At 71.5% G+C, this 23,499-nt stretch carries 21 protein-coding genes; 15 read left to right on the forward strand and 6 right to left on the reverse strand.

Going from position 1 to position 23,499, the window contains the following annotated elements; all coding sequences use genetic code 11:
• The first annotated feature begins 44 nt into the window (after positions 1–44).
• From ACTWOL_RS24720 to nudC, 3 genes are read left to right on the forward strand one after another with little or no spacing between them, the layout of a single operon-like run.
• Entirely contained in the window at positions 45–3,845 is a 3,801-nt protein-coding gene (locus ACTWOL_RS24720) for an ATP-dependent helicase (RefSeq protein WP_474298971.1), read from the forward strand.
• Positions 3,846–3,855: 10 nt separating this feature from the next.
• Entirely contained in the window at positions 3,856–5,265 is a 1,410-nt protein-coding gene (locus tag ACTWOL_RS24725) for a dipeptidase (protein ID WP_474298972.1), read from the forward strand.
• A 41-nt stretch (positions 5,266–5,306) separates the two neighbouring features.
• Complete coding sequence (nudC, locus tag ACTWOL_RS24730) at positions 5,307–6,254, forward strand: NAD(+) diphosphatase (RefSeq protein WP_474298973.1); 948 nt, start codon at positions 5,307–5,309, stop codon at positions 6,252–6,254.
• Between the two features lie 34 nt (positions 6,255–6,288).
• On the opposite strand, the gene ACTWOL_RS24735 is transcribed toward nudC, so the two are convergent.
• The gene (locus ACTWOL_RS24735) at positions 6,289–7,254 is read right to left on the reverse strand and encodes an NADP-dependent oxidoreductase (RefSeq protein WP_474298974.1); all 966 of its coding nucleotides are present in this window, start codon (positions 7,252–7,254) and stop codon (positions 6,289–6,291) included.
• Between the two features lie 127 nt (positions 7,255–7,381).
• The gene (locus tag ACTWOL_RS24740; RefSeq protein ID WP_474298975.1) at positions 7,382–7,639 is read right to left on the reverse strand and encodes a glutaredoxin family protein; all 258 of its coding nucleotides are present in this window, start codon (positions 7,637–7,639) and stop codon (positions 7,382–7,384) included.
• Between the two features lie 260 nt (positions 7,640–7,899).
• Between ACTWOL_RS24740 and ACTWOL_RS24745 the strand changes: the two genes are divergently transcribed.
• The 5 genes from ACTWOL_RS24745 (at position 7,900) to ACTWOL_RS24765 (ending at position 11,761) form a co-directional block, all read left to right on the forward strand.
• Positions 7,900–10,077: an ATP-dependent DNA helicase UvrD2 gene (locus tag ACTWOL_RS24745; protein ID WP_474298976.1), complete on the forward strand. Its 2,178-nt coding sequence runs from the start codon at positions 7,900–7,902 to the stop codon at positions 10,075–10,077.
• A 163-nt stretch (positions 10,078–10,240) separates the two neighbouring features.
• Positions 10,241–10,570, forward strand: coding sequence for a hypothetical protein (locus ACTWOL_RS24750; RefSeq protein WP_474298977.1), 330 nt, complete (start codon positions 10,241–10,243; stop codon positions 10,568–10,570).
• A 248-nt stretch (positions 10,571–10,818) separates the two neighbouring features.
• The gene (locus tag ACTWOL_RS24755; RefSeq protein WP_202528499.1) at positions 10,819–11,109 is read left to right on the forward strand and encodes a WhiB family transcriptional regulator; all 291 of its coding nucleotides are present in this window, start codon (positions 10,819–10,821) and stop codon (positions 11,107–11,109) included.
• On the forward strand, positions 11,106–11,429 hold the full coding sequence (locus ACTWOL_RS24760) for a hypothetical protein (RefSeq protein ID WP_474298978.1): 324 nt from the start codon (positions 11,106–11,108) through the stop codon (positions 11,427–11,429). Before ACTWOL_RS24755 ends, ACTWOL_RS24760 begins: the two co-directional genes overlap by 4 nt.
• A gap of 134 nt (positions 11,430–11,563) precedes the next feature.
• Complete coding sequence (locus ACTWOL_RS24765; protein ID WP_474298979.1) at positions 11,564–11,761, forward strand: hypothetical protein; 198 nt, start codon at positions 11,564–11,566, stop codon at positions 11,759–11,761.
• 256 nt (positions 11,762–12,017) lie between these two features.
• Here the strand turns inward: ACTWOL_RS24765 and ACTWOL_RS24770 are convergent, their stop codons facing one another.
• A complete protein-coding gene (locus ACTWOL_RS24770) occupies positions 12,018–13,442 on the reverse strand; it encodes an ABC1 kinase family protein (RefSeq protein ID WP_474298980.1) in 1,425 nt (474 codons plus the stop codon).
• 42 nt (positions 13,443–13,484) lie between these two features.
• A complete protein-coding gene (locus ACTWOL_RS24775) occupies positions 13,485–14,585 on the reverse strand; it encodes a ThiF family adenylyltransferase (RefSeq protein WP_474298981.1) in 1,101 nt (366 codons plus the stop codon).
• A 351-nt stretch (positions 14,586–14,936) separates the two neighbouring features.
• Between ACTWOL_RS24775 and ACTWOL_RS24780 the strand changes: the two genes are divergently transcribed.
• The 4 genes from ACTWOL_RS24780 (at position 14,937) to ACTWOL_RS24795 (ending at position 18,747) form a co-directional block, all read left to right on the forward strand.
• A complete protein-coding gene (locus ACTWOL_RS24780) occupies positions 14,937–15,524 on the forward strand; it encodes a M48 metallopeptidase family protein (protein ID WP_474301251.1) in 588 nt (195 codons plus the stop codon).
• 110 nt (positions 15,525–15,634) lie between these two features.
• Positions 15,635–17,278, forward strand: coding sequence for a TerD family protein (locus tag ACTWOL_RS24785; protein WP_474298982.1), 1,644 nt, complete (start codon positions 15,635–15,637; stop codon positions 17,276–17,278).
• 13 nt (positions 17,279–17,291) lie between these two features.
• Positions 17,292–17,972 (forward strand): AIM24 family protein, encoded by a 681-nt coding sequence (locus ACTWOL_RS24790; protein WP_474298983.1) that lies wholly within the window; start codon positions 17,292–17,294, stop codon positions 17,970–17,972.
• A 19-nt stretch (positions 17,973–17,991) separates the two neighbouring features.
• Entirely contained in the window at positions 17,992–18,747 is a 756-nt protein-coding gene (locus ACTWOL_RS24795) for an AIM24 family protein (protein WP_474298984.1), read from the forward strand.
• A 54-nt stretch (positions 18,748–18,801) separates the two neighbouring features.
• Here the strand turns inward: ACTWOL_RS24795 and ACTWOL_RS24800 are convergent, their stop codons facing one another.
• Together ACTWOL_RS24800 and ACTWOL_RS24805 are read right to left on the reverse strand one after the other, a co-directional pair.
• Positions 18,802–19,323, reverse strand: a complete 522-nt coding sequence (locus ACTWOL_RS24800; RefSeq protein WP_474298985.1) for an NUDIX hydrolase — start codon at positions 19,321–19,323, stop codon at positions 18,802–18,804.
• Positions 19,320–20,786 carry a zinc-dependent metalloprotease gene (locus ACTWOL_RS24805; protein ID WP_474298986.1) on the reverse strand — a complete coding sequence of 489 codons (1,467 nt, stop codon included), beginning with the start codon at positions 20,784–20,786 and terminating at the stop codon, positions 19,320–19,322. Before ACTWOL_RS24805 ends, ACTWOL_RS24800 begins: the two co-directional genes overlap by 4 nt.
• Before the next feature lie 449 nt (positions 20,787–21,235).
• On the opposite strand from ACTWOL_RS24805, the gene ACTWOL_RS24810 reads away from it, so the two are divergent.
• The 3 genes from ACTWOL_RS24810 (at position 21,236) to ACTWOL_RS24820 (ending at position 23,453) form a co-directional block, all read left to right on the forward strand.
• Positions 21,236–22,279 carry an SDR family oxidoreductase gene (locus ACTWOL_RS24810; RefSeq protein ID WP_474298987.1) on the forward strand — a complete coding sequence of 348 codons (1,044 nt, stop codon included), beginning with the start codon at positions 21,236–21,238 and terminating at the stop codon, positions 22,277–22,279.
• A 115-nt stretch (positions 22,280–22,394) separates the two neighbouring features.
• A complete protein-coding gene (locus tag ACTWOL_RS24815; protein WP_474298988.1) occupies positions 22,395–22,853 on the forward strand; it encodes a molybdenum cofactor biosynthesis protein MoaE in 459 nt (152 codons plus the stop codon).
• A 429-nt stretch (positions 22,854–23,282) separates the two neighbouring features.
• Positions 23,283–23,453: a hypothetical protein gene (locus ACTWOL_RS24820; protein ID WP_474298989.1), complete on the forward strand. Its 171-nt coding sequence runs from the start codon at positions 23,283–23,285 to the stop codon at positions 23,451–23,453.
• Positions 23,454–23,499: the final 46 nt, after the last annotated feature.

Raw genomic sequence — 23,499 nt, forward strand, 5'->3', positions numbered from 1 at the left:
GACGGCGGTCGGCGTTGTCGGTGGCGGCCGTTAGCCTCTCTGGGGTGTCCGCGCGCATCACCGACCCCGAAGAGCTCAAGGAGCTCCTCGGCATCCCGTTCACCCCGGAGCAGACGGCCTGCATCACGGCACCGCCAGCCCCGCAGGTCATCGTGGCCGGAGCGGGTTCGGGCAAGACGACGGTGATGGCGGCGCGCGTCGTCTGGCTCGTGGGCACCGGACAGGTCGCCCCGGAGCAGGTCCTCGGCCTGACGTTCACCAACAAGGCGGCCGGTGAGCTCGCCGAGCGCGTGCGCACCGCGCTGGTGCGCGCCGGGGTCACCGACCCGGACGCCTTCGGTGCCGCCCCACCGCCGTCCGGCCAGGCCCCCTCGACCGCGCAGCCGTTCTCCGAGGCCCTCCATCCGCCGGGCGAGCCCCGCATCTCCACGTACCACGCCTTCGCCGGACAGCTGCTCACCGACCACGGGCTGCGCATCGGTCTGGAGCCCACCTCCCGGCTCCTCGCGGACGCCACCCGCTTCCAGCTCGCCGCGCGGGTGCTGCGCGAGGCCCCAGGGCCCTATCCGGCGCTGACCAAATCGTTCCCCTCGCTGGTCAGTGACCTGCTCGCGCTCGACGCCGAGCTGTCGGAGCATCTCGTACGCCCCGAGCGGCTCGCCGCCCACGACTCCGCGCTGCTGCGCGACCTGGCGTCCGCCAAGCTGACCAACGCCGATCTGCGGAAGGTCCCCGAGGCCGCGGTGGCCCGCCGTGAGCTGCTCGACCTCGTCGTGCGCTACCGGGCCGCGAAGAAGGCCCGCGACCTGCTGGACTTCGGCGACCAGATCGCCCTCTCGGCCGAACTCGCGCTCACCCGTCCCGAGGTGGGCCGCATCCTGCGCGACGAGTTCCGGGTGGTCCTGCTCGACGAGTACCAGGACACGTCGGTGGCCCAGCGGCTGCTGCTCTCGGGCCTGTTCGGCAACGGTTCCGCCCGGGACGGCGCCCCCGGGGCGGGCGCGGGCCACGCGGTGACCGCGGTGGGCGACCCCTGCCAGGCGATCTACGGCTGGCGCGGTGCGTCCGTCGCCAACCTGGACGACTTCCCCGAGCACTTCCCGTTCGCGGACGGGCGCCCCGCCGCCCGGTTCTCCCTCAGTGAGAACCGCCGCAGCGGCGGCCGTCTGCTCGACCTGGCCAACGGTCTCGCCGAGCCGCTGCGCGCCATGCACGAGGGCGTCGAGGCGCTGCGGCCCGCCCCCGGCGCCGAGCGCGACGGATCCGTACGGATCGCGCTGCTGCCCGGCCACGCGGAGGAGATCGAATGGCTCGCGGACTCGATCGCCCACCTCGTCCGCACGGGGAAGGAGCCGGGCGAGATCGCGGTCCTGTGCCGTACGGCGGGAGACTTCGCCGCGATCCAGGGCGCCCTCGTCACCCGTGACGTCCCCGTGGAGGTCGTCGGCCTTTCCGGACTCCTCCATCTGCCCGAAGTCGCCGACCTGGTCGCGGTCTGCGACGTACTGCAGGACCCGGGCGCGAACGCCTCACTGGTCCGGATCCTGACAGGCCCGCGCTGGCGCATCGGTCCCCGCGACCTCGCCCTGCTCGGCCGCCGCGCCCGCATCCTCGTCCACCGCGAACGGGCGGACGCCGGCTCCGGCGCCGACGCGAACCAGCGGCTGGCCGAGGCCGTCGAAGGCACCGACCCCGCCGAAGTGATCTCACTCGCCGATGCGCTCGACACCTTCCTGGAGTCCGGCGGAGCCGACGACGGTCTGCCGTTCTCCCCGGACGCCCGCGTGAGGTTCGCCCGCCTCGCCCAGGAGCTGCGTGAGCTGCGGCGCTCGCTCGCCGATCCCCTGATGGACGTGCTGCATCGCGTCCTCGCCACCACCGGGCTGGAAGTCGAACTCTCCGCGTCCCCGCACGCCCTGGCGGCCCGCCGGCGCGAGACCCTCGCGAACTTCCTCGACATCGCGGCCTCGTTCGCCTCGCTGGACGGCGAGGCGAGCCTGCTCGCCTTCCTCGGCTTCCTGCGCACCGCCGAGCAGTACGAAAAGGGCCTGGACAATGCGCTCCCCGGTGGCGAGAACACGGTGAAGGTCCTCACCGCCCACAAGTCGAAGGGCCTGGAGTGGGACGTGGTCGCCGTGCCCGGGCTCGTCGCCGACCAGTTCCCGAGCACGCGCTCCCGCGAGTCCTGGACGTCCCAGCCGAAAGTCCTGCCGCATGCCCTGCGAGGGGACACCGACACGCTGCCGGACGTCGCCGCGTGGGACGCGAAGGGCCTCAAGGCCTTCAAAGCGGACATGAAGGACCATCAGCACATCGAGGAGCTCCGCCTCGGCTACGTGACCTTCACCAGACCCCGCTCCCTGCTGCTCGGCTCGGCCCACTGGTGGGGACCGGCCCAGAAGCGCCGGCGCGGCCCTTCCGCCTTCCTGCGCGCGCTGTACGACCACTGCGCGGCGGGCTTCGGCGAGATCGAGGCCTGGGCCGAGGAGCCGGACGAGGACGCCGAGAATCCAGCGCTGCACGACTCGGCCGCGGAGTACGCCTGGCCGCTCCCCCTGGACCCCACGGCGATGGCTCGCCGCCGCGCCGCCGCGGACACGGTGCTGGCTCATCTCTCCGCACTCATGGAGCCGGGCCCCGACCACGGTGTCCACGCCGGACCTTCGGATTTCGCACACGCACGGACGGCGTCCCATGACTCCGGTGTCCCCGGCGCCGCCCCCGGGCACGGCGGCGTGGGCGGACTGCCGGAAGCGGACGAGGACCTCTGGTCCGGGGAACTGCTGGATCCCGACGAGCCGGAGGAACTGCGGGAGCCCGACGAGGAGCCCTGGGAACCGGAGGACGCCGACTCCGTCGACGCCGACCTCGGACACGACGTACCGCGGCAGGCCGCCCGACCCGGACACGCCCTGTCTGGCGGCCCGCGCCGCCCCGCCTCCCTCACCCCCGAGGACGCCCGCGCCATCGCCTCCTGGGACCGCGACATCGAAGCGCTCAGCGGCGAGCTCCGCCGCGCCCGCGCCACAGTCCGGGAGGTCCAGGTCCCTCGGGCCCTCTCGGCATCCCAGCTTTTGCACCTGGCCGCCGATCCGGACGGCTTCGCCCAGGAGCTGGCCCGTCCGATGCCGCGTCCGCCCCAGCGGGCGGCCCGCAGGGGCACCCGTTTCCACGCCTGGGTGCAGTCACGCTTCCAGGAACTGCCCCTGCCGATGCTCGGTCCCGAGGAACTGCCGGGCCGAGACCCGGATGAACCGGATGAGGCGGACATCGTCGACGAACGCGATCTCGCGGTGCTCAAGGAGGCGTTCGAGCGCACGCCCTACGCCCACCGCGTCCCGTACCGCGTGGAGGTCCCGATCCAGCTCACCCTCGCGGGCCGGGTCATCAGGGGCCGTATCGACGCCGTCTACCGTGACGCGGACACCGGGGCGTTCGAGATCGTCGACTGGAAGACCGGCCGGGCGCGCGACGCCGACCCGCTGCAGCTCGCGGTCTACCGGCTCGCCTGGGCGGAGCAGCACGGTCTTGCGCCGGAATCCGTCGCGGCCGGTTTTGTGTACGTCCGCACGGGAGAGGTCGTCCGCCCGGATGCCCTGCCCGACCGGAGCGAACTGGAACGGATCCTCCTCGAGGATCCGGCAGCGGACCACGAGGTCGCGGACGATCACGTCGCGGCCGGTGCCGCTGCGGCGGACCGTGTCGCCGCGCACCCGCGGGACGGGCACCCGGTCGTCGGGCACCCCGACGCGGTTGCCCACGGCCCGGCATCCGACGCGGAGGACCCGCGCGAAGCGCCCCCGGCGCACGACCGCGCGGACGAGCCCGCCCCGGGCGCCGGATAGGCTCAGGGGCATGAGCGAGAGCCAGGACAACGCCGTCCGGACCTACATAGCGCGGCACAGCGCGGCCTTCCTCGACGACCTCGCCGAGTGGCTGCGCATTCCGTCCGTCTCCGCTCAGCCCGCACATGACGGGGACGTCAGGCGCAGCGCCGAGTGGCTCGCCGCCAAGCTCAAGGAGACCGGGTTCCCGGCCGCCGAGGTGTGGGAGGTTCCGTCGGCCTCGCCCGCCGCCCCCGCCGTCTTCGCCGAGTGGCCGTCCGGTGATCCGGACGCGCCGACCGTTCTGGTGTACGGCCATCACGACGTACAGCCCGCGGCGGTCGAGGACGGCTGGCACACGGACCCGTTCGAGCCGGTCGTCAAGGACGGCCGGATGTACGCCCGGGGCGCGGCCGACGACAAGGGCCAGGTCTTCTTCCACACCCTGGGCGTCCGCGCCCATCTCGCCGCCACCGGCCGCACCGCCCCGGCCGTCAATCTGAAGCTCCTCGTCGAGGGCGAGGAGGAGTCCGGCTCCCCGCACTTCCGGGCTCTCGTCGAGCGGCACCGCGACCGCCTCGCCGCCGATGTCGTGATCGTCTCCGACACCGGCATGTGGTCGGAGACCACACCCACCGTGTGCACCGGGATGCGCGGCCTCGCCGACTGCGAGATCGAGCTGTACGGCCCCGGGCAGGACATCCACTCCGGCTCCTTCGGGGGCGCGGTGCCCAATCCGGCCACCGTCGCCGCGCGCCTGGTCGCGGCGCTGCACGACGATCACGAGCGCGTGGCCGTTCCCGGCTTCTACGACGGCGTCGAGGAGCTCACCGGCACCGAGCGCGAGCTGCTCGCCGAGCTTCCCTTCGACGAGGACGAGTGGCTTCGCACGGCGAAGTCCCAGGCGACGCTGGGCGAGGCCGGCTACTCCACCCTGGAGCGCATCTGGGCCCGGCCGACCGCCGAGGTCAACGGCATCGGAGGCGGCTACCAGGGCCCCGGCGGGAAGACGATCATCCCGTCGTCCGCCGTGCTGAAGCTCTCCTTCCGGCTGGTCTCGGGTCAGGACCCCGACCGGGTGGAGGCGGCGGTGCGCGACTGGGTGGCGTCCCGGATCCCCGCAGGCATCCGCCATGAGATCACCTTCGGGGCCGCGACCCGCCCGTGTCTGACCCCGCTGGACCACTCCGCACTCCAGGCGGTCGTCCGGGCCATGAGCCGGGCCTTCGACGGCCGGAAGATCCGCTTCACACGCGAGGGAGGTTCCGGCCCCGCCGCCGACCTCCAGGACGTGCTCCGGGCGCCGGTGCTCTTCCTCGGGATCTCCGTGCCGTCCGACGGCTGGCACGCGCCCAACGAGAAAGTCGAGCTGAACCTGCTGCTCAAAGGCGTCGAGACCGCCGCCTACCTGTGGGGCGAACTGGCCCCCGCCCGCCGTTGACCGACAGAACTCCGAACGACCCGGGGGAGTGGAACGCACCCGTGAGCATCTTCCATCACGTTGCCGACGGCCGGCCCATCGCACTGACCGCGCCGAGCGGCATCGACCGCGCCGCTCACCACAGGCTGGACGAGGCCTGGCTGGCGGCGGCATGGAGCCATCCCTCGACCCGGGTGTTCGTGGTCTCCGGCGGGCAGGTGCTCGTCGACGACACACCGGACGGCGGTACCAAACTGGTGATGACTCCCGCCTTCGAGGCTCCCGTCACCGAGACCCACCGGTATTTCCTCGGCACCGACGACGACGGCGTCAGCTACTTCGCCCTGCAGAAGGACGCCCTGCCCGGGCGTATCGACCAGTCGGCGCGTCCCGCGGGGCTGCGCGAGGCCGGACTGCTCCTGTCCCCGCGTGACGCGGGCCTGATGGTGCATGCGGTCGCGCTCGAGAACTGGCAGCGGTTGCACCGCTTCTGCTCCCGCTGCGGCGAGCGCACGGTCATCGCCGCCGCGGGCCACGTCCGCCGCTGCCCGGCCTGCGGTGCCGAGCACTACCCGCGCACCGACCCGGCCGTGATCATGCTGGTCACGGACGAGGAGGACCGAGCGCTGCTGGGCCGTCAGGTGCACTGGCCGGAAGGGCGCTTCTCGACCCTGGCAGGCTTCGTCGAGCCGGGCGAGTCGATCGAGCAGGCGGTGGCCCGGGAGGTCCACGAGGAGGCGGGAGTCACAGTCGGCGAGGTCGAGTACGTCGCCAGCCAGCCGTGGCCCTTCCCGTCCAGCCTGATGCTGGGGTTCATGGCCCGCGCCACCACGTCGGAGATCAGGGTCGACGGCGAGGAGCTCCACGAGGCCCGCTGGTTCTCCCGGGAGGAGCTGCGCGCCGCCTTCGAGTCGGGGGAGGTGCTTCCTCCCTACGGCATCTCGATCGCGTCCCGCCTCATCGAGAACTGGTACGGCAAGCCCCTGCCCAGGCCCGGCTCGGCCGTCTGAGCCAGGGGCCGGTCGACGGGCCGGTCTCGAGGTCCTAGCCCCTCACGTCGTGGTCGATGTGGAGGACGACCTTGCCGCGCGGGTGGTCCGTCGCCAGCGCCTCGTAGGCCGCTCTTGTCTCGGTGAGCGGCATCACCCGGTCCACCACCGGGACGAGTCTGCCCTCGTCGATCAGCTCGGTGATGGCCACGAGTCCGGCGCGGTCGGGCTCGACGATGAAGAAGAGGCCGCGCGCCTCTCGCTCCCGGGCCTTCGCGGGATCCGGCGGCTGCACGATGCTGACGAGGGTGCCGCCCGGGCGCAGCACTGCCCAGGAGCGCGCCAGCGTGTCACCGCCGACCGTGTCGAGCACCACGTCGACGTCCCGTACGACGTCTTCGAATCGTTCGGCGCGGTAGTCGACGACCCGTTCGGCGCCCAGGTCCATGACGAAGCCGATGTCCCGGGCCGACGCGGTCGCGGTCACCCGGCCGCCCAGAGCCGCGGCGATCTGCACCGCGAAGGTGCCGACCCCTCCGGCCCCGCCATGGATCAGGACCTGCTGCCCCGGGCGCACCGCGGCATGGTCCGCGAGCGCCTGCCAGGCCGTGAGCGCGGCGAGCGGCACGGCGGCAGCGCTGTCGTGGTCCAGCTCGATCGGCTTCGCGGCGAGCAGCCGGGCGGGAACGGTGACGTACTCCGCCGCCGCGCCGTCGCGGGTGAACGGGATCAGACCGTAGACCTCCTCACCGACGCTGAGATCGGTCACGCCCGCGCCGACCGCGGCCACCTCGCCCGAGACCTCGTGCGACGGGACCGTGGGGGTGCGGTCGTGCCCGGTTCCGTCGAAGCTGTCGGTCCAGCTCGCGTCCCAGTCGAGCTCGCCGGCCGTGATGGCTGCGGCGTGCACGGCGACGAGCACTTCGCCGGCCGCCGGCTCGGGGCGCGGCACCGTCTCGTAGACGAACTGTTCCGGACCGCCGCGCCGGTGGGCGCGCACGGCGTGCATCGTGGTGGTCATGGGGTGATCACTCCCATGTGGCGGACCGCGTCAGTCGGGAAGGCGGCACCGGTCACCCCTTGGGGGCACGCACGGAAACGCCCTTCCGGTCCGGCGACCGGAAGGGCGTGGCGCGGGGCGCGGCAGGTCAGCTGGCGAGAGCCTGCTTGACCTGGGCCAGGCTCGGGTTCGTCATGACGATGTCCTCCCCGCCGCCCGGAGGGACCACGAGAACCGTGGGGACGGTCTGGTTGCCCCCGTTCGCCTTCTCGACGAACGCCGCCGACTCCGGGTCCTCCTCGATGTTGATCTCGACGTACGCGATGCCTTCCCGGTCGAGCTGGCTCTTCAGCCGCCGGCAGTAGCCGCACCAGGTCGTGCTGTACATCGTCAGAGATCCCTGCATGCTCTTCTCCCGCTCCTTGGGATCGTGGGGTGTCCGGGTACTCGAACGTACGCGACGCGGCACCCATTCCCGTCCACCCCGGCCGCCCCACGTGACCGCACGCCGTGACCGTCCCGCTCCGAACTCTCCCCGGTTCTTCCCGTCAGGCCGGCTGCCGTCCCGTGCCGTCCGGGCCGCGGATCGGTACGACTGTAAGCCCGGTCTTCCCCGCCTGTGGACAACCGTCCCGATGATCTCCGCGAACCTGGCAGCATGGCGGGGTGACAGCAGCAACGCACTCCACTCTCTTCCCTCAGGTCCCGGCGTCCGCCGACGCCGTGCTCGCCGGGCTCGACCCCGAGCAGCGCGAGGTCGCGACCGCCCTGACCGGTCCGGTGTGCGTCCTGGCGGGCGCCGGTACGGGCAAGACGCGGGCGATCACCCATCGCATCGCGTACGGAGTGCGCGCCGGGATACTCCAGCCCTCGAGCGTGCTGGCGGTGACGTTCACCAACCGTGCCGCAGGAGAGATGCGCGGCCGGCTGCGCCAGCTCGGCGCGGGCGGGGTGCAGGCCCGCACCTTCCACTCCGCCGCGCTGCGTCAGCTCCAGTACTTCTGGCCGAAAGCCGTCGGCGGTGAGTTGCCGAGGCTGCTCGAGCGCAAGATCCAGTTGGTCGCCGAGTCGGCGGCACGCTGCCGGATCCGGCTCGACCGCAACGAGCTCCGCGATGTGACCAGCGAGATCGAATGGGCCAAGGTCACTCAGACGGTGCCGGCGGACTATCCGGCGGCAGTCGCCAAGGCCCTCAGGGACGCCCCCCGCGACCCTGCCGAGATCGGCCAGATCTATGCGCTGTACGAGCAGCTGAAGCGCGACCGCTCGGTGATCGACTTCGAGGACGTCCTGCTGCTCACGGTCGGAATCCTGCAGGACCGCCACGACATCGCCGACCAGGTCCGCCGTCAGTACCAGCACTTCGTGGTGGACGAGTACCAGGACGTCTCGCCGCTCCAGCAGCGGCTGCTGGAGTTGTGGATGGGTGACCGCGACAGCCTGTGCGTCGTCGGCGACGCCAGCCAGACGATCTATTCCTTCACGGGGGCCACCCCGGACCATCTGCTGAACTTCCGCACCCGGCACCCGCACGCCACCGTGGTCAAGCTCGTCCGTGACTACCGCTCCACCCCGCAGGTGGTGCACCTCGCCAACGGTCTGCTGCGGCAGGCTCGCGGCCGCGCCGCCGAGCACCGGCTGGAGCTGGTCTCGCAGCGCGATGCGGGCCCCGAGCCCGCGTACACCGAGTACGGGGACGAGCCGGCCGAGGCCGAGGGCACCGCCCGCCGCATCCGTGATCTGATCGCCACGGGGGTCCCCGCGGGCGAGATCGCCGTGCTGTTCCGGGTCAACGCCCAGTCCGAGGTCTATGAGCAGGCCCTCGCCGATGCCGGCGTGCCCTATCAGCTGCGCGGCGCCGAGCGGTTCTTCGAGCGGGCCGAGGTCCGGGAGGCAGGGGTCGCCTTGCGCGGCGCCGCCCGGGCAGGGGGGAACGACCCGTTGCTGGACGATGCCGGCGACCTGGGATCCCAGGTGCGCGCGGTGCTCTCCACCAAGGGCTGGACCACCGAGCCGCCGTCCGGCTCCGGGGCCGTCCGTGACCGCTGGGAGTCGCTGGCCGCGCTGGTCCGGCTCGCCGAGGACTTCGCCCGCGTGAAGCCGGAGGCGACCCTTGCCGACCTCGTCGCCGAGCTCGACGAACGGGCAGCGGCACAGCACGCCCCGACCGTTCAGGGGGTCACCCTCGCCTCGCTGCACTCGGCGAAGGGCCTGGAGTGGGACGCGGTGTTCCTGGTCGGTCTCATCGAAGGCATGATGCCGATCACCTATGCCAAGACCGACGAACAGGTCGAGGAAGAGCGCCGGCTGCTCTATGTGGGAGTGACCCGCGCACGGCTCCATCTGTCGCTGTCCTGGGCCCTGTCCCGCTCACCCGGTGGTCGGGCCTCCCGTCGTCCCACCCGCTTCCTGGCCGGGCTGCGCCCCGGCTCCTCGGCCCCCGGCACCGGCAGCGCGGGCGGTGCCGGCGGCATCGAACGGGGCAGCGGGCCCGCCCGGCGCCGGCGGCGCGGACCGATCCTGTGCCGCGTCTGCGGCAAGACGCTCACGGACGCGGGCGAGATGAAGCTGATGCGCTGTGAGGACTGCCCCTCCGACATGGACGAGGCGCTGTACGAGCGGCTGCGTGAGTGGCGCTCCGAGCAGGCCAGGGAGCTCGGCCAGCCCGCGTACTGCGTCTTCACGGACAAGACCCTGATGGCGATCGCCGAGGCAGTCCCCGGCAGCGAGGGGGAGCTGGCCGGGATCTCCGGCGTCGGGGGACGCAAGCTGGAGCGCTTCGGAGTCGATGTCCTGGCCATCTGTGCAGGTCAGGACGTTGAGGCGGGTGACAGTGAGGACTGATACAAACTCGTCGAAAAAATAGTTTGCGCCCGCCCTGGTCATCCCCATAGGTTCTTAACCACGAGCACAGAGCTTCTTTGAAGCCCTGTCCTCGTGCTGTACTTATCCGAATAGCGCGATCGGCCCCGGCCGGTCCCAGAGACGCCGAGAGGAGGCGATTCCAGTGATCAGCATCAACACCAGCTCCATCCGCACCACCGCCAAAATGACCGATCGCTCGGTCGTCTCCGCCTGCTTGCTCGGCCTCTCCGGTCCGGCGTTCATTGGCACCGGTCTGTCCGGCTTCGCTGCCGAACTTCCGGTCTCTCTCCCTGCGGGTCTGCCCGTCCGGGAGCGCAATGAGCGACCGACCAAGGCACTGGAAGCAGGAGTAGCAGCGGCAGAGGCCAAGGCCTATGCCATTGCGGCGGCCAGTGCCGGCATGAAGCAGACGACGCAGCACCACACGATGTGGGCCTTCCGTGGGCTCGAACCCTGGAGTGATCCAGCCTGATCCAGGATCAGGCCGGCGCCTTCAGGGCCGCGGAACCCCACCCGGGATCCGCGGCCCTTCTGTTTTCCCCGATGAGGAAACGGAGCGAAGACGCCTCGGGACCAGCAAGACCCGGTACCAGCCGAAGCCCGGTCAACAGACCGGAACGACCAGACGAGGAAGACACCACCGTGCAACTCGAAGCGCACGCCCCGTCCGTACCGCCTTCCGAAACGATCCCCCCGCCCGGCCTCACGGAGGACTCCACCTTGACTCCGCTCACCGCGCTGACCGCGCTCGACGACGCCATCGAGAACCTCGGCGTACCCGTCCCCTGCCGTTCCTACGACCCGGAGGTCTTCTTCGCCGAGTCGCCGGCCGACGTCGAGTACGCCAAGTCCCTTTGCCGGACCTGCCCTCTGATGGCGGCCTGCCTCGCGGGCGCCAAGGAGCGGCGTGAGCCGTGGGGCGTCTGGGGCGGAGAGCTCTTCGTCCAGGGCGTCGTCGTCGCCCGCAAGCGGCCCCGTGGCCGCCCGCGCAAGAACCCGGTCGCGGCATGAACGCCGTCGGCACCATCGACCGTCCCCTCACGCACGATCCCCAGAAGCAGGCCCCGATGACCTCTTCCGCCAGCGAGCCGTCCGGCTCCGCTACCTCAGCCTTCACCACCATCGGCGCGAACCGCTCGCGTCAGAACAGGACCCGTGAGATGCAACTCATCCCAGAAGCCCTGGCTCGTGCCCATATGCACGACCGCATGCGGGAAGCCGACGCGGGACGTCAGGCCACGCGCCTGATCGCCGCCCGGCGGATGCAGCGGCGCGCCGAGCGCGTGTCGATGCGGGCGCGCCGCGCGCTGGCCATGGCGGTCATGAACTGACCGTCAGCCCGGCGGCACAACCGAGCACAGTTCCCACGTGGGGGTCGGTCCGAAAGGACCGGCCCCCGCGGTGCGTTGTCCCCCGGGCGGTGCGTTGTCCTGCCGAGCGGGCGGTACGGGGTTATCGTCACGAGGTGGACCAGCACACTCATCACCCTGTTCAGCCGGGTGCCGAGAACGTCGTGTGTTCCCGGTGCGGCAAGGTCGCCGAGGGCCCTCCACCGACCTGGATCTGCTCCGTCGAGAACGGCCGACGTCACTACTTCTGCGAGGACTGCGCCCGGGCCAACATCAGAGCCATCGAGGGACGGCTCGACTCGTCCTGGTGGTGACGGACGCCCCCGCAGCGAGCGCCGAACGGCCCGGTTGCCCGAACCCTCGTACGGAGCCGCGACGGCCGAAGCGCGGCGATGCACCGCGCCCGGTACTCCGGGAACCGCGCGGTGGGTCACGACGGCAGGCCACCGTGACACACCGCGCCCGCGCCGGGCTTCGTTCCCCCGGCCGGCGGAGCGCTGCGGCGTCAAGCCGCGGTCCTCCGACCGGCCGAGCGGGGCCGCGCCGCGCCGTGGTTCCGTGCGGCAGCCGTCAGGCTCCCGTGACCACCTCGTCCCCTTCGTCCACGGACCCGAGCTCCCCGTCCTCGGTTTCGGCTTCCTGCATGTCACCCGGCAGGAATCCCGGCAGCCATTCCTCCAGTTCGTCGCGGAGCCGGACGGTGGCGTTCAACTGGCACAGCACTCCGATGGTGCTCAGCGTCACCCGGTGGATCAGGAGATAAGCGGGCGGCAGATTGAGCTGCTTGCCCAACTGGTGGGCAGGGGAGCGGGGATCGGCGATCCGCGCCGCCTGACTGCGCATCCAGCCACGGGTGAAGGTGAACGTCTCGGCCTCGGCCGGCTCGATGATCGGCAGCAGATACTCGAGGACGGCATCAGGATCCAGATCGATCGACTCCTTGACGAAACCCTCCTCACACAGCAGCCCGTATACGGCCTCCGCCTCGCCCTCCAGGGTCATTCGCAGCGATGCGCCTATCGTGACCGGCAGCCCGCCGGGGAGCCGGTCGACCGTACCGAAGTCCAGCACCCCCAGGCGCCAGGCGCCAGGGCCGTCGCCGTCCTCGCCCATGTCGTCCGCCGGGAGCAGCCGGAAGTTCCCCGGATGCGGATCCGCGTGCAGCAGTCCCGTGCGGGCGGGCCCGGAGAAGAGGAAGCGGGCGAGCAACTGGCCGGCACGGTCGCGCTGCTCCTGCGTGCCGTCTCTGATCACCTCGGCGAGCGGTATGCCGTCGATCCATTCGGTCACCAGCACCTGATCGCTCTGGTGGACGACGCCCGGGACCACGACGTCCGGATCGTCGGTGAACTCGGCCGCGTGCTCCTGCTGGGCGCGGGCTTCCAGGTCGTAGTCGAGCTCTTCCGAGATCCGGTCCCGGAGCTCGGCGATCAGCGGTTTGACGTCCATCCCCGGAATCAGCGGGCCCAGCAGCCGGGCGAAGCGGCTCAGCTGGGTGAGGTCCGAGAGCAGTGCCTCACCGGCGCCCGGGTACTGCACCTTCACCGCTACCGCGCGCCCGTCGTGCCAGACGGCACGGTGGACCTGGCCGATCGACGCGGCAGCCGCCGGCTTGTCCCCGAACTCCAGGAAGAGATCCCGCCAGTCCTCGCCCAGCCGCGCCGCCAGCACCTCGTGGACCGTACGCGTCGGCATCGGGGGAGCGGCGTCCTGGAGCTTGGTCAGGGCGGCCCGGTAGGGGCCGGCGACCTCCTCGGGCAGGGCCGACTCGAAGACGGACAGGGCCTGCCCGAACTTCATCGCCCCGCCCTTGAGCTCGCCCAGTACCTTGAACAGCTGCTCGGCCGTGCGCTGTTGCAGTTCCCGGGCCACGATCTCCGCGGACTTGCCGCCGATCCGCTTACCCAGTCCCCAGGTGACCCGGCCGGCGAAGCCCAGAGGGAGGGCGGCCAACTTGGCGGTACGTGTGACCGCCTTCCGGGGAAGATCAGACATTGCGCCCCTCCAGATCCCAGACTGCCGTGCCGCGTACGGTGGTTACCCGGCCATTGTGTCGTGCGGTGTCCGGACCCCCGAGGCGCGCTCCCCCTCAGTCTGCCCAACCGCACCGCATGCGCAGTCCCGGTGACCCCTGAACTGCTCCGACCGCCATTCCAGCAGCGGTAGGGAAACCTCCCAGCGAGCCCCCGTGGTAGTGGGCAGATCGCCGTCGAGGAACGCCAGCGCATGTGCTGCCGCGAGTCCGGCGACGGCAGTGGCGAGCCCCGGATCGCAGGGTCCCACCGTGGTGGCGTGCCGGCCGGAGCGCCACTGCGCCAGCATCCGCGGCCACGCCGGATCGCGATCAGCCATCGTCAGATGCACACACATCGCGCAGGCGCTGCCGCCCGGAAGGACGAGCGGCCCGACCACACCCGTGGCCTCCGCCACCCCCGCATAGAGATGCGGAGTGCCCGTGCCGATCCACTGCTCGGCCGCCGCGGGATCCGGGGCGTACGCGGCGAGACCGTCCCGTGGTGCGATGACGACCAGGGACAGCGGGGGCTCGTCCAGCGGCGGTCCATCCGGCGGGCGGCACTCCTCTCGAGAGCTCCGGCACAGGGCGGACCGCCGTACCAGACGACGAGCCGCGGCGTCCCTGCGCTCTCCGACCGCGTCGGCCGTGAGCCCGCCGGGCGCCAGGTCCCACGGCTGCGTATGCCCTCCGTCCAGTACGTCCACCCGGCCCACCCCCGAGGCGGACAGCAGCGCGGCGAGCATCGCCCCGACCCGCCCCGCGCCGCGGACCTGGACACGCATGGCACCCCGCGCGGCCAGCCGGGCCATCGCGGCGCCCGGCTCCGGGTGCACGACGGAGAGGGAAGCGAGGTCGGGGCGCATCCGGTCGAGCGCGGTGCCGGCCCGCGTGCGCAGGGCGTCGGCCGCGGGTCCGCCGCCCGTGGAGTCGTCGACCAGACCCGCCTCGGTCAACCTGCCCAGCAACGCGTCCAGCTGGCCATCGGGCAGCCCCATCGCCCGGGCCTCGTCCCTCAGCGCCGGCAGCCCACGCGTCCCATCGAGCAGTGAGAGCAGGCTCCCGGTCGCCGTGTCCACCGGTCCGACGACCACCGCATGGGCGCGGGTCGTCCCGAACTGCACATACCGAAGATCCCGCCAAGCGCGTCGAAGTCCCTGCTTCACCATCGGATGCATGTCTCCCCCGTCCTTCCGGGCAGCGGGCCATAGCGCCCGGACCGCCGCACTGCCGGTCCACCCGCCGGTCTTCCGGGTGGCCCCTTCGGGCATCAGCATGCAGGCGCCGCGGAAGCCGGTGCGCAAAGTTGTCCACAGGCACGGGGTGTTAATCGTTCAAATGGTGCGCGCTGTCGAAGCCCGCCGAATGGATCAAGGCCCAACCGAGCAGGGGGCGGGACTTCGCCCGCGGGCAGCGGGTAACGTCGGGGCGTGTCCGCCGACCCACCGCACAGCGCCGAAAACCGGCAGCGCAGTGTGCCCCGACATCCGCCCCGGTCCCCCGTGACGAGCGCCGTCGAGGTCCGCAGAAGCGCCCGGCGCCGCCGAACGGTCTCCGCATACCGGGAAGGCGACCGGACCATCGTGCTCATCCCGGCCCGGATGTCCGAGGCCGAGGAGCAGCGCTGGGTGACGGTGATGCTCGACAAGCTCGCGGCGCAGGAGAGCAAGCGGACCCTCGGCGACGCGGAACTCGCCGAGCGCGCCCGGCGGCTGTCCGAGCTGTACTTCGACGGACGGGCCAGACCCGCGACCGTGCGCTGGGTGACCAACCAGAACACCCGCTGGGGCTCCTGCACCCCCGCCGAGGGCAGCATCCGCCTCTCCCACCGGCTGCAGGGCATGCCCGAGTACGTGGTCGACTACGTCCTGGTCCATGAGCTCGCCCATCTGCTCGTACCGGGGCACGGACCGCGTTTCTGGCAGCTCCTCGAGGCCTATCCGCGCACCGAACGGGCGCGCGGCTATCTCGAGGGCGTGGCCGCGGCGAGCCGGCTCCCGCGCCCGCCCGCCGAGCCGGGCGACGAAACCGCGGACGACCGGCGGCCCGTGAACGACGAGTGAGTTCACCGATCCTGTACCGAATGCGTACCGGCTTGGCTCAATGTCGTCGCCAGCGGCTAGCCTGGCGCGACGTATTCACATGTCGTCGGGATGGGGGACGGTCGTTACGCATGGCCAGGGAATTCCAACGGGGCCACAAGGCCAAGATCAGTGATCTTACTCCGGGGACGGATCTGTACGTGGGCGTGCAGATCGCGGCACCGGGACTGACCTTCGACATCAGCTGCTTCGGTCTGGATGCGAACGAGCAGCTCTCGGACGACCGGTATTTCATCTTCTTCAACCAGCCGAAGTCGCCGGAGGAGTCGATCCAGCTGCTCGGTGCGCAGGCCGGTGACACCGAGTCGTTCCGGGTCACGCTGGACCGGATTCCGGCGAGCATCCAGAAGCTCTCGTTCACGGCGACGATCGACGGCGCCGGGCAGATGTCCCAGATCGGTCCGGGGCACATCCGGATCGTGGCCGGCGGCGAAGAAGTCGTCCGGTACGCCTTCACGGGCTCGGAGTTCTCCACCGAACGCGCCGTGATGCTGGGCGACTTCTACCTCAAGGACGTATGGCGGTTCGCCGCCGTCGGCCAGGGCTTCGACGGCGGTCTCGACGCGCTGCTGAAGAACTTCGGCGGCGAAGTGGCCGAGGAGGAGCCCGCGGCGCAGCCGCAGCAGCAGGCGGTACCGGGCTTCGCCCCGCCGGCGCAGACGGCACCGCCCGCGCCGGCCCCGTCGTTCGGTGCCCCCGGCACGCCGCAGGCGCCCCAGGCCCCCTTGCCGCCGCAGCCGGCCCCCACGTTCGGTGCGCCCGCAGCAGCGGCCCCCGGCCCAGCCCCCGCGCCCGCACCGGCGAACCCGCAGATTCACTCGGCGCCCACGATCGCCGCTCCGATGGCCCCGCCGACGGGAACGGTCCCGCCGCAGGCCCCGCCGTCCCCGTACGGCCAGCCGCCGCAGCAGCCGTTCGGTCAGGTCCCCGGGCACGGCACCGCCCAGATGCCCGGTCAGGTCCCGGGCGCCCCGGCGCCCTTCGGTGCGCAGGGCGCCCCCTTCGGCCAGCCCGGTGTGCCCCAGGGCGTCCCGCAAGGAGTCCCGCCGGGCGGTGCAGGCCTCCAGGCGGCCCTGCAGCCGTACAAGGAGCTGGCCACCGGCCAGCGCTGGACCCCGCAGAACCAGCAGCTCATGCGGGTCGATCTGGGTATGGGCGGCACGCCCGTACTCGCCCGTCAGGGCAGCATGGTCATGTACCAGGGCAAGGTCGACTTCAGCTACAAGGGCGCCGGATTCGCCGGCCGCATCGTCGGCAACGCCACGGGCCAGGAGATGCAGCTGATGCGCTGCACCGGCCGTGGCCAGGTCTTCCTCGCCGAGGAAGGGGCCCATCTGCACCCCATCGAGCTGCAGGGGGACGGAATCTGCGTCTCCGCGGAGAGCGTGCTCGCGTTCGACGAGTCGCTCCAGCACGAGGTCCGCCGTATCGAGGGTCACGGCATCCCCGGCGGCGCCCTGTTCACGATGCTGTTCCAGGGCACTGGCACGGTGGTCGTCAAGACCCACGGCATTCCGGTGGTCCTCCCGGTGACCCCCACCACGTTCGCCGACTCCAATGCCATCGTGGCGTGGTCGGCCGCGTCCCAGGTGATCCTCTCCAGCCAGGTGCGGCTGCGCCGCAACGCCTACCCGGGCCACAGCGGAGAGACCGTGAACCTCCAGTTCCGGGGTGCCCCCGGCAACTTCATCGTCGTCCAGCCCTACGAGGTCTGAGGGAGCCCGGAGAATGAACCAGCAGCTCGCGGGCTACGCCCCGACCCCCGTCGTGGCCCGGATGGAGAACCACGGCCGCACCATGCTCAAGGTCGCCATGGCCTCGGGCCAGGACCTGTTCGCCCGGGCCGGCTCGATGGTCGCCTACGAGGGCTTCATCCAGTACGAGCCCAATCCGCCCGCCGTCCGCCAGATCGCCGGCCAGTGGATCACCGGCGAGGGCGCGCCCATCATGAAGTGCTCCGGTGACGGCTTGCTCTACCTGGCCGACTACGGCGCCGACGTCGTCGTGATCAATCTCAACAATGACTCTCTCGCGGTCAACGGCACCAACCTCCTCGCGTTCGACGCCCATCTCCAGTGGGGCGTGGAACGCGTCAAGGGCCTCGCCAAGTTCGCCGGCCAGGGGCTGTGGAACGTCACCGTGGCCGGCACCGGCTGGGTCGCCCTGACCTCGCGCGGTACGCCGATCGTGGTGGACTGCGGGCGCGGCGAGGACGAGACCTACGTCGACCCGGACGCCCTCGTGGCCTGGTCGCCGAATCTGAAGGTGAAGGGCAAGCGCAGCTTCAAGGCCTCCTCCCTGATCGGGCGGGGCAGTGGAGAGGCGTACCAGATGGCCTTCTCCGGCCAGGGCATCGTCGTCGTACAGCCGAGTGAGGACAGCACCGACCGCCTGCGGGCCCGGGGCTGAGGGGGAGCGAGAACACATCATGCAGAGCCCGCTTTTCAGCCACACGGAACAGCAGTCCCAGGAGCGGTACGTCGTCCAGAACCCGCAGCTCTTGCGTGTCGCGCTCACCGGACACGACGACGTCCTCGCCCGCAAGGGCGCCATGGTCGCCTACCAGGGGCTGATCGACTTCGACGGCGAATACCAGTCACAGGGCCAGCGGCGCGCCCGGGCGAACACCGGAGAGGGCCTCGACCTGATGCGCTGCTCAGGGCAGGGCACGGTCTACTTCGCCAATCTCGCGCAGTACATCCATGTCGTGGACGTCGACCAGGAGGGCATGACCGTCGACAGCGCCTATGTGCTGGCGCTCGACTCCGGTCTGCACACCGAGGTCATCGCCGTGGACAGTCAGTACGGCATCTCCGGCTCCGGCAAGTACCAGCTCAACATCTCGGGGCGGGGCAAGGTCGCTCTGATGACGTCCGGTCAGCCGCTGATGATGCAGGTCACCCCGGACAAGTACGTCAACGTGGACGCCGACGCCATCGTCGCCTGGTCGTCGTCGCTGCGGGTCCAGATGCAGGCCCAGACCCACTCCACGGGCGTCTGGCGCCGCCGCGGCAACACCGGAGAGGGCTGGGAGCTGAGCTTCCTCGGTCAGGGCTTCGCCCTGGTCCAGCCCAGCGAGCTGCTGCCGCCGCAGAACACCCAGATCGGGCAGGGCGTGCGAGCCCAGTTCGGCATGGGCCAGCAAGGCTCCCACGCCCAGAACCAGAACAACGTCTGGAGCTGACATCCGCGGGAGGGGCGGGCCGCACCAAGCGGTCCGCCCCTCCCGGGCCCACCGCTACAGCCGGGCCCGGGTGCACTCCAGCAGCCGTACGACCGATTCGTCGGCGACGTCGGCGATCTCGTCGTAGGGGAACCAGCGCAGATCCAGCGACTCGTCGCTGATCTGCGCCACCGCGTCCGCCGGCGCGAGCGCGGCGTACTGCACATCGAGATGCCAGTGGCAGGGCGCGGGAATCGGATGCCTGTCCAGCCGCACCGGTCCGCCGGGCAGCAGTCCGAGCCCCGCGATACCGGACTCCTCCGCCGCCTCGCGAAGCGCCGCGTCCGCGAGCGTGGCATCTCCCGGCTCGCAGTGGCCGCCCATCTGCAGCCACATGCCCAGCTTCTTGTGCAGGGTCAGCAGCACCCGGCCGCGCGACGGGTCGACCACCAGCGCGCTGGCCGTCAGATGCCCCGCCCCGCAGGCCTTCCACATTCCGTCCGGGTGCGCCGCCAGATGGTCGAGATAGTCCTGGCGGAGCGGCTCCTGGTCCGCATAGTCCTTCAGCACGCGGACGGCGTCGTCGTACAGGCTCACTTGTCCGTCTCGTCCTTGCCGTCGCTGCCGTCGCTGCCGTGGCTCGTGCCATCACCGTCCGCGGAGCCGTGCCTGCGGCCTTCGGCGGCCTCGCCGAGCATCTTGTCCAGCTCGGAGAAGTCGAGCTGCTCGCGGTGGACGAAGCCGTCCGGGTCGTCCAGGTCGGACGCCGTCGGCAGCATGTCGGGGTGCTCCCACAGTCCGTCGCGGCCGTCGAGCCCGCGCGCGTCGGTCAGCGACGCCCACAGCCGGGAGGCGTCCCGCAGCCGTCGCGGCCGCAGTTGCAGACCGATCAGCGTGGCGAAGGTCTGCTCGGCCGGGCCGCCGGAAGCACGGCGCCGGCGCAGCGTCTCGCGCAGGGCGTCCGCCGACGTCAGCCTGTTCTTGGCGGCGTCGTGCACGACGGCGTCCACCCAGCCCTCGACCAAGGCGAGTGCCGTCTCCAGCCGGGCCAGGGCCGCCTTCTGCTCGGCGGTGTCCTCGGGCTGGAACATGCCCTGCTGGAGCGCCTCCTGCAGCTGCTCCGGATGCGTCGGGTCGAACTGGCCGACCACATCCTCCAGCTTGGTGGTGTCGACCTTGATCCCCCGCGCATAGCCCTCGACCGCGCCGAACAGATGCGAGCGCAGCCACGGCACATGGGCGAAGAGCCGCTGGTGGGCGGCCTCGCGCAGAGCCAGATAGAGCCGGACCTCGTCCTTGGGGACACCCAGGTCCTTGCCGAACGCCTCCACGTTCAACGGGAGGAGCGCGGCCTTGCCGACCGGCCCCAGCGGCAGCCCGATGTCCGTCGAGCCGACGACCTCGCCCGCCAGCACGCCGATGGCCTGACCGATCTGCTGGCCGAACATGGCGCCGCCCATGGAGCGCATCATGCCGATCAGCGGGCCCGCCATCGCCTGCATCTCCTCGGGGAGCACATCACCCATGGCGAGCCCGACCCGCTCGGCGACCGGGTCGACGAGCTGCTGCCACGCGGGAAGGGTCGCCTCGACCCACTCGGCGCGGCTCCACGCCACAGCGCCCGCAGCGCCCGACGGCAGCGACGTCGCACCGTCCAGCCACAGGTCCGCCAGCCGCACCGCCTCCTCGACGGCCGAACGCTCCGCGGGGCCCACACTGGCGTCCTTCGTGCCGTCCTGGGTGCCCTGGGAAACCGTCTGGCGGGCGATCTGCTTGGCCATGTCCCAGTTCACCGGGCCGCCCTCGTAGCTCAGCATCTGGCCGAGCTGCTGGAAGGCCGCGCCGAGGTCGGTGGGGTTCAGCGAGCCGAACATCGCGGCGAACGGGTTCTCGGCGCCGCCGGCACCGGCGCCCGGGAACCCGAACCCGAAGGGGTTCGCCGGACCGCCCTGGCCGCCGCCGGAACCCTGCCCACCTCCGGCAGGGTCCTTCTTCTTGCCCTCGTCGCCGTGCTCCGGCTCCTCCGGCGGAAGGCCGAATCCGAATGGGGTGTCACTCACGGGTTTCCTCGGCTCGTAGGGCCGCCGGCTCCGGCCGGCGGCGAATGCCCGACAACACCACCAGCCTAAGCGGGGCCCGGCCGGCAGCGGTGGCGTCCGTGGCCGACCCACGTCGCATGGCCGCGGTGTCGTCGGGCCGCGGGCTCTCCCCCTACCCGTCGGGGAGGGACGGATGCCCTCTACCGCGCCGACTCTTCCTCTGCCATGCCGGACCGGCCTTCCACCCCTTCTTCCCCGCCCCGGCCGGCCTTGTGTCGGGAGACATCCGGGCCGGACATGGACTGGGTGCTCCGCCGATCCGCAGCCTGCGGCAGGATGGACGCCACCTGTACGTGCGCGGCTTTCGCGTACGTACTGAAGACAACCGCTGGAGACACCTGGTGAGTTCCCCAGATCCGCAGGTTCGCGCAGCGCGAAACCTTCCGGCCCCCGCCGCGGGGCGCGGCCCCGTGGTCGCTGTCACCGGCGCCGCTTCGGGCGTCGGCGAGCTGCTGACCAGGCGTCTCGTCGCATCCGACGAGATCAAGCAGGTCATCGCCATCGACGAGCGGCGCGGTGATCTCCCCGAGGCCCACTGGCACATCCTCGACGTGCGCGACCCGGCGATCGCCGAGAAACTGCGCGGCGCCGATGTCGTCGTGCACCTGGCGCTCGATCTGGACCTGGAGACCGACTCCGCGGCACGCACCGCGTACAACGTTCGCGGAACGCAGACCGTGCTGACCGCTGCGGCGGCCGCAGGCGTGCACCGGGCCGTCCTGTGCACTTCGGCGATGGTCTACGGGGCTCTGCCCGACAACGACATCCCGCTGTCCGAGGACGCCGAGCTGCGGGCAACGGCCGAGGCCACCGGCGTCGGTGATCTGCTGGAGATCGAGCGCCTCGGCCGCCGCGCACCGCGTGCCCACCCCGGTCTCAACGTCACGGTGGTCAGACCCGCCGTCCTGGTGGGGGGTACGGACACGGCCCTCACCCGTTACTTCGAGTCACCAAGGCTGCTCGTCGTCGCGGGATCCCGTCCCACCTGGCAGTTCTGCCATGTCGAGGATCTGGTGAGCGCCCTCGAGTACGCCGCGCTGGAGAAGGTCGACGGCGAGTTCGCGGTCGGCTGCGACGGCTGGCTGGAGCAGGAGGAGGTCGAGGAGCTCAGCGGTATCCGCCGGATGGAGCTGCCGTCCGCGGTCGCGCTCGGCGCGGCGGCGCGTCTGCACCGGATCGGCCTCACCCCCTCGCCCGCGGGCGACCTCGCGTACACGATGCACCCCTGGGTGGTCAGCGTCGGCAGGCTGCACGACGCGGGGTGGCGGCCGCAGTGGACCAACGAGGAAGTACTCGCGGCTCTGCTGCAGGAGGTCGAGGGGCGGCACACGGTCGCGGGCCGGCGCCTGGGCCGCAAGGACGCCACGGCTGCTGCCGGCGCGGCGGGTGCGACCGTCGCGCTGCTGGGTACGGCAGCGCTGGTACGGCGCGCCCGCAGACGGCGGGGTCTGTAGGGCCGCGCTCGGGGCCGGGAGCGCGGCGGCGCTGTAGAAGGCTCCAAGCGGGGCCGGGCGTGCCCGGCGGAAAGGGCAGTTCCGGGATGCCGAGGCGGTGCGGCACGATGGGGCCATGGCACGTACGAGCGATCACCCCGGCGAGCAGGCGGCAGCGGATCCGATCCGGCTGCTGGACATCCGTGACACCCCGCTCTCCGTCGACGAGGTCTTCCGCGCGGTCGGCGACGCCGCGGCGGGCGGCACGGCGCTCTTCGTCGGCACGGTGCGCAATCACGACGACGGTTCGGACGTCGAATCCCTCGGATATTCGTGCCACCCGACGGCAGTGGCGGAAATGCGCCGCATCGCGGAGAAGGTCGCCGCCGACTACCCGGTCCGCGCCCTGGCCGCCGTCCATCGTGTGGGTGATCTCGAGGTCGGCGATCTCGCGGTCGTCGTCGCGGTCTCCTGCCCGCACCGCGGTGAGGCGTTCGAGGCCTGCCGGAAGCTGATCGACGACCTCAAGCGCGAGGTCCCCATCTGGAAGCACCAACGCTTCTCGAACGGGACCGAAGAATGGGTCGGCGCGTAGCGCCGTCGCCTGAGGGGTGGTGGTCGGGTGACGGGTGGGTGGGTCGGCGCGTAGCGCCGTCGCCTGAGGGGTGGTGGTCGGGTGACGGGTGGGTGGGTCGGCGCGTAGCGCCGTCGCCTGAGGGGTGGTGGTCGGGTGACGGGTGGGAGGGTCGGCGCGTACCGCCCTCATCCGCGGGGTGATGGCCAGGCGGGGGAGACGACCGGCGCGTAAGCGCTTTCGTCCATGGGGAGTACGGGAGGCTTGCCGCTTGGCGGCGTCGATCGCGGGTAGCCGCGAAGCGAGGCACGGCGGCGACCCGGTCGGCGGTCGGGAGACACGATTTGCGTAACCGACCCCCTGGCACCAGCGTTGAACCGACGGATGGTTAATCTGCTGATCGGCTAGCTGTAGCAGTGGTTGTTCCAGCGCATGGGTCGGGAGGTAGGGATGGCGGCACTCGCCTGGTTGCTGATTCCGCTCTTCGCCGCTGTTGGTGCGGCGATCTGGGGAAGCTGGGCATCGCGCAATCGGACTACCGGGGACGTCTCCGAGCTGGCCGGCTATGCGCGGTTCCGGGACGCGATGGAGAAGTCCCACTCCGGTTCGGACGCTGCCTGACTCCTGTGCGCCGACGTGCGCCGAGGCTGTCGCCGGCGCGAGCCCC

It is taken from the genome of Micromonospora sp. IBHARD003 (genome assembly GCF_056106285.1).